18 protein-coding genes and 1 tRNA gene are annotated in these 15,278 nt (G+C 49.4%); 11 read left to right on the forward strand and 8 right to left on the reverse strand.

Annotated elements, in window-relative coordinates:
- Nucleotides 1–386: 386 nt before the first annotated feature.
- The 7 genes from AC56AD_RS13235 to AC56AD_RS13265 all read left to right on the forward strand — a co-directional run bounded on the left by AC56AD_RS13235 (nucleotide 387) and on the right by AC56AD_RS13265 (nucleotide 4,633).
- Nucleotides 387–1,466, forward strand: a complete 1,080-nt coding sequence (locus AC56AD_RS13235; RefSeq protein ID WP_012509262.1) for a helix-turn-helix domain-containing protein — start codon at nucleotides 387–389, stop codon at nucleotides 1,464–1,466.
- Nucleotides 1,447–1,932 (forward strand): PIN domain-containing protein, encoded by a 486-nt coding sequence (locus tag AC56AD_RS13240; RefSeq protein WP_041526565.1) that lies wholly within the window; start codon nucleotides 1,447–1,449, stop codon nucleotides 1,930–1,932. Before AC56AD_RS13235 ends, AC56AD_RS13240 begins: the two co-directional genes overlap by 20 nt.
- Before the next feature lie 112 nt (nucleotides 1,933–2,044).
- Nucleotides 2,045–2,839 carry an ABC transporter ATP-binding protein gene (locus AC56AD_RS13245; protein WP_012509264.1) on the forward strand — a complete coding sequence of 265 codons (795 nt, stop codon included), beginning with the start codon at nucleotides 2,045–2,047 and terminating at the stop codon, nucleotides 2,837–2,839.
- A complete protein-coding gene (locus AC56AD_RS13250) occupies nucleotides 2,836–3,621 on the forward strand; it encodes an ABC transporter permease (protein ID WP_012509265.1) in 786 nt (261 codons plus the stop codon). The genes AC56AD_RS13245 and AC56AD_RS13250 overlap by 4 nt, the downstream gene beginning before the upstream one ends.
- Nucleotides 3,622–3,736: 115 nt before the next feature.
- Nucleotides 3,737–3,880: an addiction module protein gene (locus AC56AD_RS13255; RefSeq protein ID WP_190274000.1), complete on the forward strand. Its 144-nt coding sequence runs from the start codon at nucleotides 3,737–3,739 to the stop codon at nucleotides 3,878–3,880.
- A 238-nt stretch (nucleotides 3,881–4,118) separates the two neighbouring features.
- On the forward strand, nucleotides 4,119–4,337 hold the full coding sequence (locus AC56AD_RS13260; RefSeq protein ID WP_012509266.1) for an addiction module protein: 219 nt from the start codon (nucleotides 4,119–4,121) through the stop codon (nucleotides 4,335–4,337).
- A complete protein-coding gene (locus AC56AD_RS13265; protein ID WP_012509267.1) occupies nucleotides 4,334–4,633 on the forward strand; it encodes a type II toxin-antitoxin system RelE/ParE family toxin in 300 nt (99 codons plus the stop codon). Before AC56AD_RS13260 ends, AC56AD_RS13265 begins: the two co-directional genes overlap by 4 nt.
- Nucleotides 4,634–4,746: 113 nt before the next feature.
- Here AC56AD_RS13265 and AC56AD_RS13270 read toward each other — a convergent pair whose 3' ends face one another.
- Entirely contained in the window at nucleotides 4,747–4,941 is a 195-nt protein-coding gene (locus tag AC56AD_RS13270) for an addiction module protein (protein WP_482229379.1), read from the reverse strand.
- Between the two features lie 147 nt (nucleotides 4,942–5,088).
- Between AC56AD_RS13270 and AC56AD_RS13275 the strand changes: the two genes are divergently transcribed.
- A complete protein-coding gene (locus AC56AD_RS13275; protein ID WP_150085716.1) occupies nucleotides 5,089–5,373 on the forward strand; it encodes a hypothetical protein in 285 nt (94 codons plus the stop codon).
- Here AC56AD_RS13275 and AC56AD_RS13280 read toward each other — a convergent pair.
- The 5 genes from AC56AD_RS13280 to AC56AD_RS13300 form a co-directional block, all read right to left on the reverse strand.
- Complete coding sequence (locus AC56AD_RS13280; RefSeq protein ID WP_012509269.1) at nucleotides 5,336–5,842, reverse strand: hypothetical protein; 507 nt, start codon at nucleotides 5,840–5,842, stop codon at nucleotides 5,336–5,338. The two genes, AC56AD_RS13275 and AC56AD_RS13280, sit on opposite strands and share 38 nt — an antisense overlap.
- 2 nt (nucleotides 5,843–5,844) lie before the next feature.
- The gene (locus AC56AD_RS13285) at nucleotides 5,845–6,906 is read right to left on the reverse strand and encodes an AAA family ATPase (protein ID WP_012509270.1); all 1,062 of its coding nucleotides are present in this window, start codon (nucleotides 6,904–6,906) and stop codon (nucleotides 5,845–5,847) included.
- A 97-nt stretch (nucleotides 6,907–7,003) separates the two neighbouring features.
- A complete protein-coding gene (locus AC56AD_RS13290; RefSeq protein WP_012509271.1) occupies nucleotides 7,004–7,741 on the reverse strand; it encodes a TIGR03915 family putative DNA repair protein in 738 nt (245 codons plus the stop codon).
- A 4-nt stretch (nucleotides 7,742–7,745) separates the two neighbouring features.
- Nucleotides 7,746–8,999, reverse strand: a complete 1,254-nt coding sequence (locus tag AC56AD_RS13295) for a putative DNA modification/repair radical SAM protein (protein ID WP_012509272.1) — start codon at nucleotides 8,997–8,999, stop codon at nucleotides 7,746–7,748.
- Between the two features lie 85 nt (nucleotides 9,000–9,084).
- Nucleotides 9,085–10,572: a phytoene desaturase family protein gene (locus AC56AD_RS13300; protein WP_012509273.1), complete on the reverse strand. Its 1,488-nt coding sequence runs from the start codon at nucleotides 10,570–10,572 to the stop codon at nucleotides 9,085–9,087.
- 21 nt (nucleotides 10,573–10,593) lie between these two features.
- On the opposite strand from AC56AD_RS13300, the gene AC56AD_RS13305 reads away from it, so the two are divergent.
- A complete protein-coding gene (locus tag AC56AD_RS13305) occupies nucleotides 10,594–10,752 on the forward strand; it encodes a hypothetical protein (protein ID WP_190274001.1) in 159 nt (52 codons plus the stop codon).
- Here the strand turns inward: AC56AD_RS13305 and AC56AD_RS13310 are convergent.
- Nucleotides 10,744–10,817: transfer RNA gene (locus AC56AD_RS13310), tRNA-Pro, on the reverse strand. The two genes, AC56AD_RS13305 and AC56AD_RS13310, sit on opposite strands and share 9 nt — an antisense overlap.
- Before the next feature lie 330 nt (nucleotides 10,818–11,147).
- Nucleotides 11,148–11,828, reverse strand: a complete 681-nt coding sequence (locus AC56AD_RS13315; RefSeq protein ID WP_012509274.1) for a DedA family protein — start codon at nucleotides 11,826–11,828, stop codon at nucleotides 11,148–11,150.
- 170 nt (nucleotides 11,829–11,998) lie between these two features.
- Between AC56AD_RS13315 and AC56AD_RS13320 the strand changes: the two genes are divergently transcribed.
- Nucleotides 11,999–12,889: an alpha/beta fold hydrolase gene (locus tag AC56AD_RS13320; protein ID WP_012509275.1), complete on the forward strand. Its 891-nt coding sequence runs from the start codon at nucleotides 11,999–12,001 to the stop codon at nucleotides 12,887–12,889.
- A 91-nt stretch (nucleotides 12,890–12,980) separates the two neighbouring features.
- The gene (locus AC56AD_RS13325; RefSeq protein WP_012509276.1) at nucleotides 12,981–15,248 is read left to right on the forward strand and encodes a penicillin-binding protein 1A; all 2,268 of its coding nucleotides are present in this window, start codon (nucleotides 12,981–12,983) and stop codon (nucleotides 15,246–15,248) included.
- Nucleotides 15,249–15,278 lie beyond the last annotated feature (30 nt).

Below are 15,278 nucleotides of genomic sequence, written 5' to 3' on the forward strand. Positions count from 1 at the left end.
TTGATCATGCGTGAACGAAGAGTGATTGAGTATTCCGGGGAAAGTGTGCCGGGTATACCGGGCGAAAGTGTGCTCATCCATTGTCTTCGAGTGAACTGATCCGTTTGATGGCGCTTGTGTGGAACATTTTCTGTGGGTAGAAGGTGATGATGCCTTGTATCTCTTAAGCAACACATTACATAAGGACAAGATATTCGTAAAATCCACAGCAAACAAATGAACTGGGATGTTTGTTACTTTAGAATAATGGGTGCAACTTTTCAAGTAGCTTCAGATCTGAGTCATCATTACCATTTGGAAAAACGAGCCCTGCTGTATAGATTGAGTTTAAATTATTTTAAGATTTGCACGCATTTTAAACCGAGCCTACGATAAAGCAGGGCACCATGATTGAACACCGTATACGACAGGCTCGTCAGGCGGCAGGGCTGACATTGGCTGCATTGGGAGCGAAAATTGGGGTCACCCACACCGCTATCCAAAAGTATGAGAAGGGCATCATTACCCCGTCATCGTCGATATTGTTGAAACTTGCTCAGGCCTGCGGAGTACGCACTGAATATTTTTTCCGTTCGCATACCGTTGAATTGGTCAATCCTGAGTTCCGCAAGTTATCAACCTTTGGAAAAACAGCACAAGAAGAGCTGACCATCAAAGTCATTGATCTGGTTGAAAAGCGGGTAGAACTTCTTGGTTCATTTCCAGACTCCCCTATCCCTGCATTCGAGCTTCCTGCTGGCCTTCCGGAACACATAGAAAACCTTGACCAGATCGAAGCGATTGCTGACCAGGTACGCAACGCATGGATGCTCGGCATGGATCCGATACCGGATGTATGCGACACATTTGAAGCTTGCGGGCTTCTGGTCATCGTTGTCAACAATATTCATCCTGGATTTTCAGGTTTAAAAGCTACAGCCCGAACAAATGATGGCCGAACCTATCCCATTATTGTGGTGTCAGCACGCTGGCCGGGAGATCGGCAACGTTTTACACTGGCGCATGAATTGGCTCATCTCTTGCTCTCAGGTCGTCTTGCTGATAACCTTGATGAGGAAAAAGCCTGCAACCGTTTTGCCGGAGCTTTCCTTGCTCCTGCCGTTGCCGTAACCCGCCTGCTTGGTCAGCACCGTGACGCCTTGGAATGGAAAGAGATCTACACCCTCAAGCACGAATTCGGGCTCTCTATGGCTGGGTGGCTTATGCGTGCAAAACAATGCGATGTTATAACTGAAGCGCTTTACCGTTCAATGACGATACGGTTTTCAGCAAAAGGATGGCGCAAACTTGAACCGGAAGAGCCCGTACCACAGGAAAACCCGAAACTCTTTGAACAACTGGTCTACCGTGCACTCGGTGAACACTGCATCCCGGAATCCAAAGCCGCCGAATTGCTTGGTATCCCGATGATGTCGTTTTACAAACAACGCCAACTCGAAACAGCGGATGATGCTCCTCATCAGTGACGCAAACATTCTGATCGACATGGAGTCCGGTGATCTCCTGGAGAGACTGTTTCAACTTCCAATTCGTATTGCAATACCGGATATACTCTACAGGGAGGAGATAGAACCCGGCACCCCGGGACTTGAATTAATTGGATTATGCCTGCTTGAAATTACAGGAGAATATGTTGCATACGCCGTAAATCTTTTAAAAAAATACGGAAAAGGCCCAAGTCACAACGATTATCTTGCTCTGGCTTTAGCAAAACAAGAAGGCTGCCCATTGCTCACTGGCGATAAACAGTTAAGGAAAGTTGCTTTATCAGAAGAGGTTTCGACAATGGGGACAATTTGGTTACTCCGAACTATGGTGGAACACAACATAGTAACCGTACAGCAAACCCTTGATGCAATAGAGAAAATGAGAACAGCCGGTCGCAGACTTCCCTGGTCAGAAGCAGAAAGAATCTTGCTCAATCTGCTTTGAGCGTCTCTCTGCACGGCTCCGCCTTCCGGTGACAAATTACGTCATGACTTTTTAATGAGCGCTTTAACCTTTCTGAAAATGAGAAGTTATTTCCATTTACCCTGATCGTTCTATGAACATGCATCAGCAACACAAATCCGGCACCGACCCTTATGTTGAGTTCATTGATGTCGGGGTAACAAAGCTGAGCCCTGCAGGTACAACGATGCTCATTCTTGACCAAATATCGTTTACTGCCCGAAAGGGGGAGATAACCGGAATAATCGGAGCTTCAGGAAGCGGTAAAAGCACCCTGATTCGACTGTGCAACCGCCTTGACGATCCTTCAGTGGGTACGATTCTCCTGAATGGGCAAAATATTGCAACCATAGACCCGCTGCTGCTGCGTCGAAAAGTTGCCATGGTGCTGCAAAAGCCCTTCATGTTTGAAGGCACACTTCTTGAGAACCTGCAACGCCCCTTCCTTTTTCGGGGTGTGGTTCCACCTTCAGCCGAAAGCCTCGAAATTGCCCGGGTTCTTGATCTCGTTCAACTCCCTGCGAAGATGCTGGATCGGGATGCCCGCTCCCTTTCCGGTGGTGAACAACAGAGAGTCAATCTGGCTCGTGCGCTTGTCAACCATCCAGAGGTACTTTTGCTCGATGAACCCACCAGCGCCCTCGATCGCCCTTCAACGGCACATCTGGCCAGCACACTGAGCAACATCTGCCACCATGAACATCTCGCCATTCTTGTGGTGACCCACGACCTCTATCTTGCTGAACATATCGTCAATCACCTGATCTACCTCGAAGCGGGCCACATTGTGGAACAGGGCATTTGCACAAAGATGCTCGCAATGCCCCAGACAACTGCATTCAGCAATTTTCTGACACAACCTGAGAGAGCACAACCATCTTCCTCATGAACAATCCGAACATCATTCCTCTGGATGTGATCCAATTGGTCTACGCTTACGCGCTGATTCTGCTTGCGCTGGCCCTTGCACGCCTGCAGCAGATTGGCCACGAAAAACAGCTTCTCTGGAGTTCAATGCGTATGCTCTTGCAACTCATCGCTGTCGGCTACCTGCTGCATCTGCTCTTTGCCATCAATTCTCCCCTGCCGGTGGTGCTCATGCTGTTCGCGATGGCCGGTTTTTCGCTCCAGGTTGCGGGATCGCGGATTAAAAAACGAATGCCGAATTTCTATCGTGTAGTAGGAAGTTCCATTATCATTGGCTGCGGAGGGGTAACCTTCTATTTCTGTCTCCTCGTAGTCGGCTACTCGCCCTGGTTCGATCCCCGCTATCTCATCCCTCTGGCAGGGATGATTTTCGGTAACGCCATGAACGGTGCAAGCCTTGCTGCCGAACGGCTCTCTGCAGAAATGCATGAACGGCGTGAAGAGATTGAATGCGCACTCTCTCTTGGAGCCACCTCCCGGCAATCCTCCCAGGAGGCTATCCGAAATGCCTACAGTGCGGCTTTGCGCCCAACCATCAACACGATGGCCGCCACCGGAATCGTAGCCCTCCCCGGTATGATGACCGGCCAGATTCTTTCAGGGACAGAACCCATCATCGCCGTGCGCTACCAGATTGCCATACTCTGCGCCATAACCGGAGCTGTAGCCGTGACCTCATTTTTGATTGTGCAGCAAGGCTACCGCCGCTTCTTTACCGACGCCCATCAACTGAAGCGGGAGTGATGTGGGGGAGCGTTTCGGATCAAGCTGATTGTGAATTTTGCAACAAACTCTTATCTATTTGAAAAGGAAGGGCTATGATCACGACAGAGAGGCATGAGCACTATGGGAAATCGACTTGAATTGCTTGAAGGAAGCGCTGAAACTTTCAGCCGCTGAACGTGCAGCTTTTGCCCAGCTTTTGCTCGCCAGTCTTGACGAAGATGCCGAAATTGAGGAGGCATGGGCACTTGAAAACCGAACAAAGGATGACCGAGATTGAAAATGGCACAACCTTGGTTATTCCTCTGGCTGATGCACTTGCACAGGTTCGCGCAGCACTGAAATGAAAACTCGTCAGAATTTACCATCTCTGTGACTCAAGCCTTTACGATTAAGATATTTTCCATTGATGTTCGTACATTGTGTGTATTAAGGCTCGCTCCGAAGCTTATTGCTTTCGCAGATAAAACGGCACAATGGCGGGACTTTTAGGATAAAAAAAATTTGATCTCCATGTTATGCAAAACACCATTGAAATTACGCACCTCTCCAGAGTGGAAAAATTGAGGATCATGGAAGCTATCTGGGACGATCTGACGCATGAAGAGGAATCACTGGTATCTCCTGACTGGCATAAGCAGGCTTTGCAGGAAACAGAACATCGACTGGCAACAGGGCAAGAACAGTCTGTAGATTGGCAAAAGGCGAAAATCGAACTCCGAAAACGATTCGAATGAAAATCAGACTACTCTCTTCCGCACTGGGTGATTTGACTGACGGGAGGTTCTTCTATGAAAAACAGGGCGAAGGATTGGGAGAGTACTTCTTTGATTCTCTCTTCTCTGATATTGATTCCTTGACGCTATATGGCGGGGTTCATCCTGCAATTTTTGGCTATTACCGGATGTTATCCAAAAGATTTCCTTATGCCATTTACTACAAACTTGTGGAGGATGGTTCGGTTGCTGTCGTCTGGAGAGTTCTGGACTTGCGTGGTGATCCAAAAAAAATCAGAAAGTCACTGACCAGGTAATTTTGCTGGAGAGATGAAGACTTTAAGCTGGTAGAGCCATTGTCAACCATTTCACGTTGGTCACGCCCGGATGAGTTTGTCAATATTTTGACGGAGGTGGCGTAAAGAGTGCTTCATTGATAAAACCGTTTCCTCAGATTGTTGAGAACTACATCTCCAGGAATAGCGCGAACCTTTCCAGAACGCAGCTCTTCAAGCTGGCGTTGTGCCTCTTCTGCCCAAGTTTTCTCAATATCAGGTTCACCATGATTGAGGCTTTTCAGCAAGTAATCCACTATCAGCGCCCGATCTTCAACAGGCAGTGACATTACTTCAGTTATCAGTTCTTGAGTGTTCATCGCTTCGTATCTGTTGCTTGGTTAAGTGTATGCAATTCTGAATCACTACACTGCTGAATGTAAACAATCCGAATCAGGAACCAGTTTATCACCGGATAATTACAACGAAATGGCACATTGAGTCACCCTCAAGAAGCAATTCTCCCCATCGTTGCAGCCATTCACGATCGGCACTGCCTTTTGGCAGTGTCTTGCGACTATGCAGCCATTGCCCGCAATACAGAGGATTATCCGCAGCCGTTCGGGCCGCTGAAAAGAATATTGGTTGCTATCGTTTCGCTCTGCTTGCTTGTGATATTTGCAGCTCTTGCATGGCAACGAGGGATATTTTTTGCCCTTGAAGGGATGCTGTTCAACCTGAAAATCAACATACTCTCCATTCAAGCAATTCCATCCGGGTAGTTTCAACAACACGCGAATGCGCATCTATTGGTTTGAGTAGCTTCCTGATTTTTTGTTGGATATTAGCCGGATCAATTGCACGAGGGAAGAGTTTTGAATGTTGTTTTGGTTGCTCAAGGTGCAGGATAACATGCAACTTCTGACATCCCAGCACGGCAATCGCGATTATCTTTTCATGACTATCGTTGGCGTTTACCTTCGCCGGAAGTAGGGCGGCTAAAGTATCATAAACTTTCCGGGCAATTTCTTCAGACAATTCAGAGGGTTTTGTTCGGCGATGTACACGATAATCTTTTACCTCAATCAACCAGAGTGAATAAGAGGGATCAAGTGCAAGAAGGTCTACGGCTTTGATACCTTCCCACATTTTTGAAAATTGATTTCGATAAAAAGACCAATCATCATACCGGCTGACTTTCCAACCATCCGGAAAGTCAAAAATCAAGCCATCAACATTATATTGCTGCATCTTCAGAACCCATCTTCAGAACCCATCTTCAGAAACCTGTCTGATTGCTGCAACTCTTCATCAAGAGCAGTGATGTCACCCACATCATCAGTACTGCTTCCTTGTTGAACAACAACTCCATCAGATGTTTCATGGAGGCCAAAAAAACGGCTTTCTACCTCTTTGTATGCAAGAGTTGATAACAGTATTTCTATTTCTCGCAGAAGAAAAAGACTATGGGTAGCAATAAAAATCTGAATACCTGAAACGCTTAAATCAAGAATACTTTTAGCAACACCTTTAATGATATTTGGATTAAGATTTGCTTCGGGCTCATCCCAGAAGAGATAGCCTTTATCGAGAAGCGCTCCTGTTGCAACTAATCTTGATAACATACCAAGCTTACGATACCCTTCAGCAAGCAAGGGAATTTCAATACGACCATTGATACTTTTTAAATAAAAGCGACCGTTCTTGTCGAGTTCAATCTGGCCGCCCATGGCAGCTTCAAGAGGCTCAAGTAATTCCCGGATTCTCTTCTCTTTCGCCCCTTTTTGCAACAATGCGCCAAGAAGTATGCACGTATCTCTCCAGGTCTCTTCAAATTCGAGATAATGCCCTTCATATACTGATACAAAATTGGGATAAATCGTCAATAATTCACTTGTGGGCAAGTAAACAGGAGAGATATCAAGCCACGTATCAGGGAGTTTTTCTATGCTGACCTCAGACTTGCTCTGTGTCGCAAAGCTGAATGCAATATCAAAAACGGATTGAGTAAACGAGATATTAATATCACACCGTTCTCGGCCCTGCTTTCTTCTGGCTAACCGTCCAAGTTGCTCTGGCCTGAAAACGTTGACAAGTTTTTCAGCCAATTGTATTTGATAAAGTGACTTGGTTGGCGATAAAGAGTTTGATTTTCTTTTTGCCTCTGCACTCACGGCTAAGACAGAATAAAGGATTTTCAGCAAATGTGTTTTCCCTGTACCGTTCTCGCCGATAATCACATTGAGATTGCGGCCAAACTTGAAATCTGCTTCCGGAAAGACCGTAAGATTTTTAATCGATAGCTGTTGTATCACCTTTTCTTTTCCCGGAAATATTGTGTATCCCTCTCTTCTTCCACAAAATGTAATAAAAAAAAGCGTATAAGGCTTACTCGTGGTTTTGCATAAGAGTTCACTCCTCCTGCTTCTCGGTCAGATATTTCCAGTATTTCATGGGCATGTTGGATTTCTGGAGGCGGGGGTTTTTGCGGTCGGGGATGGCGATGGTTTTGAAGAATGCCTGCCAGAGGGCCTGTACCTTTTTTTCGTCGTCTGAGAGGGCGGGGGCGGTGAACTGTTCGATGGTACCGAACTGGAGTGTGCCCTGATTCCAGCGGGCGGCGGTGCGGCGACGGACGTCGTAGAGGAACCAGTGCTGCGCCCGGAGCCTGCGGCTGAAGTGCCAGGCGAGGGGATGGATGATGTTATGGTCGGGCTCCATTTTTGCGAGGTACGCTCCGTCCTGGAGTTTTTCGAAGCGCAGGAGCCCTTTCATGCGGTGGAGTTCCCTGCCTGCTTTTTTGGCAACAGCGACAATGTCGCGCACCGATGGATGGGTGAGGTAGCCGTTGACCTTGTCTCCGTGGATGAAGGCGAGTGCAAGATAGTGGAGCAGGCTGCTTTCCATCTCCTCTTTTTCGGCAAGCATGAAGGAGTAGAGCGTATGGGCGGCGTCGGGGGCCTGTTTGCGGAGCCGGAAAAAGAGATCTTCGGCCTGGGTGGTATCGGTGCCGATAAAGAAGCCATCTTCGAAGAGGGTGTCCTGGCGCTCTGCGAGGGCAACCTGTTCCGGGTCAGGTTCCTCTTCAAGAATCCAGGCAATTGCGGAGAGAAGGCCGTCGGCGGTGCCGTCGTAGAGGTATCGGTTCATGGTTTCAGGAAAAAATACCGGGAAGAACCAGTTGTGTTGAAAGTGCCGGTGCCGGGCTTTCGCCAAGGAGCAGTTGCTGGCGGAGAAGAGCGGCTGGCCGGTCGGGTTTTTCGAAACTTCTGCCTGAACAGGTGATGAAATATTTTGCCCGTTTCATGACCACTCCGATCTTTTTCATCCCTTCCGGGGTGATGGCTGAAAAGCGGCGGGCGGCGATGATGCGGCGGGCCGATACGACGCCGATACCCGGTACGCGCAGCAGGGTTCCGTAGTCGGCGCGGTTGATCTCGATCGGGAAAAATTCCGGATGGCGCAGGGCCCATGCGGTCTTGGGATCAAATGATTCATCAAGATTCGGGGCCTCGTCCGACAGGATCTCTTCGGCGGAAAATCCGTAGAAGCGCAGGAGCCAGTCGGCCTGGTAGAGCCGGTGTTCACGCAACAGCGGGGGTGCGGCAAGCACGGGGAGGCGGTTGTCGTCACTGACCGGTACATAGGCGGAGTAGTAGACCCGCTTGAGGTTCATTTTTTTGTAGAGCCCCTGTGAAAGGCAGAGGATCTGGAAGTCGTTTTCAGGGCTAGCGCCGATGATCATCTGGGTGCTCTGGCCTGCCGGAGCGAAACGGGGAGCACGGCGGCTCGCTTTGCGCTCGACAAGGCTGGAGGCTATCTCCCGGCCAATCAAGGCCATCGGTGCAAGAATTGCATCCTTGTGCTTCTGTGGAGCAAGTCGCTGGAGGGATGTTTGCGACGGCAGCTCGATATTGACGCTGATACGGTCGGCATAGAGCCCGGCTTTGCGCACCAGTTCGCTGCTGCTTCCGGGAATGATTTTCATGTGGATATAGCCGCCGAAGTGCTCTTCGGTACGCAGGATTTCAGCAACCCTGACCATCCGTTCCATGGTATGGTCGGGACTCACCATGACGGCTGAGCTTAAAAACAGTCCTTCGATATAGTTGCGGCGATAGAAATCAAGGGTGAGGTCAACCACTTCCCGTGCTGTAAAGGAGGCGCGTTCAACGGAATTGGAGGATCGGTTCACGCAGTAGGCGCAGTCGTAACGGCAGTCGTTGGAGAGCAGAATTTTCAGGAGCGAAATGCAGCGGCCATCATCCGACCAGGAGTGGCAGATGCCGCCGTTTGAGGTATTGCCGGTTCCACAGGCAGGCCCTTCACGCTTGCTCCCGCTGGAGGCGCATGAAGCGTCGTAACGCGCCGCGCCGGAAAGAATCTGTAGTTTCGACAAGGTTTCCATGAGGGGAAATATAGTGAAGAAAGAACGAACGAAAGAGGGCGCTCACTGGAGAATTGCCTTGCCGGAAAATTAATTTTTCACTCCGTTATGGTTGCTGAAGCCCCACTTTTGTATGCCGCTGCATGAGAAGCTCGATGGTACGCCGGGCGCCGGTCACCACACCGGGAAGCGACTGACCGGGAAAGATGGAGTCTCCAACAAAAAACAGATTGTCGAAGCGGGTGAGCGGCCCGCGAACCTTGAAGAGCGAGGTCTGGGGATAGCCTCCAACGCAACCCTGAAAACGTCCGGTATAACGCTCCCAGGTAACCGGTGTTGCGGCCGTTATACTGTGGATGGCATCGCGGGCGGCGGGAAACTGCTCTGTCAGAACATCGAGTACCCGTGCAGTATAGGCACTCTTCAGCTCCCTGTAGGCAGCCTCTCCTCTCTTTTTTGCCTCAAACCACCGCTCCGGCGAGGTATGGGTCGAAACCGTTACTGCACAAAGGGCTTCAGGGGCACGACCGGATTCTTCAGTGGGTGAAACTGAAACAAAAATGGAGTTACCTTCAGCCAGTTCCCCACTGCTGCCGATAATCTGCACATGACGGGATGATAAGGCGCTGAAGAGGGCTGGTTCCATGCCAAGATAGAGGGTGAAGGCGCTCCAGAGGAGGCTCTCCCTCTTTTCCTCCTGAGGCTCCCCTTCTGATGCAAGGAAGCGATCAAGGGAGTCCGGTGTGAGGTTGGCAAGCACATAATCAGCGGCAAGAGCGCTGCCATCCGAGGTTTCAAGGCCAAACACCTGCCCTCTTACCGAATCAATCCGAATAACCTGTTTACGGTAAAGAACAGCTCCACCGTTCTCTTCAATGGAGGCTGCAAGCAACCTGGAAACGGTTCCAATTCCTCCTTTGACATGATATGCGCCTGCAACCGGCAGATCAAGGGCTATGGCGGCGTTGATGGCATTGGCGTACTCTGAGGTGGTCTGCACCGAGACCAGAAGCTGGGCGTCAATAAAACGCACAAAATCGGGATCCGTATCGAGGCCGTGCGAAGCAAGCCATTCACGGGCTGTTTTTCTGGCAAATGGCAGCAGATGCCGGGTTCCGGAAAATCCGGCAAGAGCTTTACGGGCAAGACGGGCAAGATCACCAACTCCCTTGACTGGCCAGGAAAGCCCCCCTTCAGAGAAATGCCAGAGCAGTTTTGCCAATGCGTTCTGTTCTGCCCAGAATGGCGCCGAGTGGGGAAAACGCTCAAGAATGTCAAAGCGATTCGGCTGAAGATCGAGATGAAGGGCACCATGGCGATATTGCCAGGCAACCGGTTCCGGCTCAACAGGCCAGGTAATGCCAAGCTCTTTACCGAGATTCTCCATCGGAGCGCCTGCATGAAAGCCGCAACCAATCGTTGCCCCGGCATCAAAACAGTAGCCGTTTCGGGAAAAGGTTGCTGCGCAGCCACCGGGATAGTCCTGTGCTTCAAGTACGGTAACCATGGCACCCTTACGCGCAAGCAGTGCGCCTGCGGCAAGTCCGCCTATCCCGGCTCCAATGACAACAATATTCAGATCCTGCAGTTTCATGGCACATCCTTTGGTTTATCCTTGCAGGTAGAAGTAACCGCAGGAGTCCCCAGGAAGTTCTTCAGAAAAAACGGAGCTGACGCAGTGGCTGCAACATCGCTCCTCTTTGAGAAGCAGAGAGAGTTGCGTTTCGGGTATTTCGTGCAGGAGAAGAAAATGCAGGTAAGAGAGTCGGCGTAGCGGGATTTGAACCCACGACCCCTTCCACCCCAAGGAAGTGCGCTACCAGGCTGCGCTATACGCCGATATGATCCGGAAAGAGGATGTAATTATAAAAAATTCTCTGGATTAACATAATTTTATTTCAAAAATCCGCACTCTTTTTCTCTTTCATGAAAAGGGATTCCCGCTCTATTCCACTCTGCCGTTATCAGGTATCAACACTCTGTGCAGAATTCCACAAGAGTGTACAAATTCCGGCAACAGGCACAACAAGCGTTACAAAACCCGGAAAGAAGTAAACAACTTATTTCTTAATAACAAGTTAAGCAACATATCGAAGTACAGCACAGAACCACCATCAGACAAGCTGAAGGAGGAAATAAACAATGCACCAACAAGTTATCAACATTCCATTAACAATTCGGAGTATCCTGTTTCCGGCCAAACCGATGCTTCAGATACTCAATAAAGGGTGGCATAATGGAGATGATAATAATGGCAATAATCAGCAGCTTGAAATTCTGCTGAACGAAGGGAAGCTGGCCAAAAAAGTAGCCACTGTAGCTGAAAACCCCGACCCAAAGCGCCGCGCCAACAATATTGAAGAGAAGAAAGCGGCTGTAGTGCATGGCGCCAATACCTGCCACAAAAGGAGCAAAGGTTCTGATAATGGGAATAAAACGGGCAATGATAATGGTCTTGCCACCATATTTCTGAAAAAATTGGTTGGTCTTGACAAGGTGCCGGGGATTAAAGAGGCTGGATTTTTGATAACTGAACACTTTTGGTCCGAGCTTGTGGCCAATCTGGTAGTTGAGGCTGTCGCCAAGTACGGCCGCAAAAAAGAAGAGAAGAAAGAGATAATGGGGGTCGAGTGATGAGCCGGGCATGGAGGCCAGGGAGCCGGCAGCAAAAAGCAGAGAATCGCCAGGCAGAAAGGGGGTGACGACAAGTCCGGTTTCGCAGAAGATGATGATAAAAAGAATCGCGTAAAGCCAGAGGCCGTACTGCGCGGCAAGTACCTGAAGGTGAGTATCGATATGGAGAATAAAATCGACCAGAGAAGCGAGCAGACTGGTAAGGGAATAGTCCATGGCATTACTTTAATAATAAAAAACCTCTGCTGTTAGCCGAGTGCAATGTACTCATTGAGCACCAGAGTCGCAAAACCTGACTCACCGCCAGGGTTGAGGGATGACTGAAGAAAAGTTTTATTGTTATATATTAAGTTTCTGTTTTGTGACAAGAAACCAATGCAACTCCCATGAGTTATTTTACGTCCAAGCGTTGCCGTCTGTACTACCATGATAGTGCAGAATCTGATCCTTCAAGTCAGGAAAAGCCTGTGGTGCTCTTTGTAAACGGGTGGGCTGTCTCCTCCCGTTACTGGACACCGCTGGTCGAGAGGCTCTCGGCGAAGTACCGCTGCATTACCTATGACCAGAGCGGGACGGGAAAAACGGTCATCAAGGGCTACAACCCGACCTTTACCATTCAGGGCTTTACCGATGAGGCTGCCGAGCTTATTGAACATCTTGGACTCCATAACTCAAGAAAACTGCATATTGTCGGCCATTCGATGGGCGGCATGGTCGCAACTGAACTCTGCCTGCGCTACCGGGATGCCCTGCTGTCGGCCACCATCATTGCCTGCGGCATCTTTGAGGAGACCGCGCTCACCTCTCTTGGCCTCTTTTTTCTGGGAGGATTGATTGATGTCTCCATGAATTTTCGCAACGTCTTTCAGCATGAGCCTCTGAAAAGCCTTTTTATCAAACGGGCGGCCACAAAAGCAATCAGCAAGGAGTACCACGATGTTCTTATCGAAGACTTCACGCAATCCGACAAGGAAGCAACCAATGCTGTGGGCAGGTTCTCGATCGACAGGGAGGTTTTGAGAAGGTATACCCGTCACGTGCTGCTGATCTCTTCACCAATGCTCTGCTGTGTCGGTATGGCCGATCAAACCATTCCTCCCGAGGGTACCCTCACGCTCTACGAAAGACGCAAGGCCGTCTCTTCTGCTCCGACCAGCCTGGCAAAGTTTATGGATCTTGGCCATCTGCCCATGCTTGAAGACACTGCCCGATTTGCGAATGAACTTGAAAAACATTTTGAATTTGCGGAACAATTTCATAAAAAGAGTCCGCAATAAATTGCAGGCCACCATTGACAGAAAATCTGATCTTTCGTCCGCAACGCTGCTGGCGTGGCTGCAAGTGTAAACCTTAACATTAATCGCTACTGTGAGTAAACTATTGAACAAGACCTTTTTTTTTCTTTTTATATCGTTCGTTACCATAACGCTGATATCCCCGGAGATCTCTGCAAAAGGCTCTTTTCTGGGTCTGCCAAGCCTTGAGGAACTTGAAAATCCCAACCCGGAACTGGCCTCTCTTGTCTATTCCGAGGATGGTGTGCTGCTCCATAAATTTTTTGTAAAAAACCGAACCTTCGTTCCGCTGAGATCAATTCCATTGTCTACCCGTTATGCCCTGATTGCAACCGAAGATGTCGCTTTTTACAACCACTGGGGAGTCGATCTGAGACGGTTTGTTTTGGCAATGGGTGAAAATATCATCAAGGGGCGAACCCGCTGGCAGGGGGCAAGCACCATTACCCAGCAGCTTGCCAAAAATCTCTACCTAACCAGGGAGAGAACCATAAGCCGAAAATTCAAGGAGTTGATTACCGCAATTGAACTCGAAAAGACCTATACAAAAGACGAGATTCTTGCACTCTATCTCAACACCGTCTATTTCGGTGCCGGGGCGTACGGCATTGAGGCCGCAGCCCATACTTATTTTGGAAAACCCGCTTCTCTCCTTACGCTGCCGGAGAGTGCAACGCTGATAGCAACACTGAAGAACCCGACAGCCTATAACCCTGCAAAGTATCCGTCAAGCGCAGCCAGCCGGCGAAACCTGATCCTCTCTTTGATGGAAAAGGTTAAATTCATTACGCCCCAACAGGCAGCCAAAGCACAAAGAACCCCATTGGTGGTAAGATATACTCCGATAGACCACCAGGGTAGAGCTCCCTATTTTACCGAGTATATCCGCCAGACGCTGAAACCATCGCCGACAGTCGGAAACATTGACCTTTTCCGTGACGGAATGACGATACGAACAACACTCGACAGCCGCATGCAAAACTATGCCCAGCAGGCCTCCGCCGAACATCTGGCTGAACTGCAGGCTACATTTGACCGCTCATGGGTATGGCCGGAATCGCTGAAGAACCAGATGATCATGGAGAGCGAACGGTTCAAGGGATTGAAAGAGAATGGTCTCTCGAATCAGCAGGCGATGGCAAAGATCAAAGCAGACAAGGTTTGGGTGAAGGAGCTGCTGAGGGATAAAACCAGAATACAGGTGGCATTGGTGGCCATTGATCCGAGCAACGGTCATGTCAAGGCGTGGGTTGGAGGAAACAGGTTCTCACCCGATGAATACAGGTATCAATACGACCATGTCTGGCAGGCCAAGCGACAACCCGGCTCAACATTCAAGCCTTTTGTCTATGCCGCAGCCATCGATAAAGGATTGCCTGCAAACTTTCAGGTCCTCGACCAACCCCTCACGTTTACTTCAGGAAACGGCGTTTGGTCGCCGAGAAATTCCGACGGTTCGTCAGGCGGCATGACGACGTTGCGTTCGGCATTGATCCACTCATTAAACCAGGTTACGGTCAGGCTTGCCTATGAACAACTGTCGGTAGCGGAAATCATCAGCTATGCGAAAAGAATGGGTATCACCTCCCCCCTTGCTTCAAATCTCTCGCTCGTTCTTGGAACGTCGGCAGTGTCACCACTGGAACTGGCTGGAGCCTTTTCAACCTTTGCGAATAACGGGATCTGGCATGAACCGGTCTCAATCCTGAAACTTGAAGACAAGCACAACCGTCCCATTTCGGAATACATTCCAAACCACCGTATTGCCATCGACTCCACCTCCAATTTTGTGATGGTCTCGATGCTCAGGGATGTGATCAACAGGGGTACAGGCGCTGCAGTCCGATCCCGTTATGGCTTTAACATTGAGGCGGCGGGCAAAACCGGCACAACCCAGAGTATGAGAGATGCCTGGTTTGCGGGTTTCACACCACAACTTGTAGCTGTTGTATGGACTGGATTTGATGATGAGCGCATCAAGTTTACCTCCATGGAATATGGTCAGGGCGCTCGGGCAGCGCTTCCCATATGGGCCGGCTTTATGAAACGCTGTTACAGTGATCCCTCTCTGCAACTCGATAATCGCTCTTTTCATATACCCGAGACCATTATTGCCGTACCGATTTCCCCGCAGACCAATACACCTTCTGATCTGCTCGGCAGTAATGTCTATATGGAGTATTATACGCCAAAGGGCTTCCAGTACTATCAGTCCCATCCTGTACAACCAAACAATGGAAGCTCCCCTTCTGCAGAGGGAGAGAACTCTGATTCCGGAAACCACGACGGATCACCTCATCTGCAGATGCCTTTTCCAGCAAAAGAAGAGAGTGTTTTCTGATATCCCGTTCATTTAACGTACAACTGTTTT

It is taken from the genome of Pelodictyon clathratiforme (assembly GCF_982375515.1).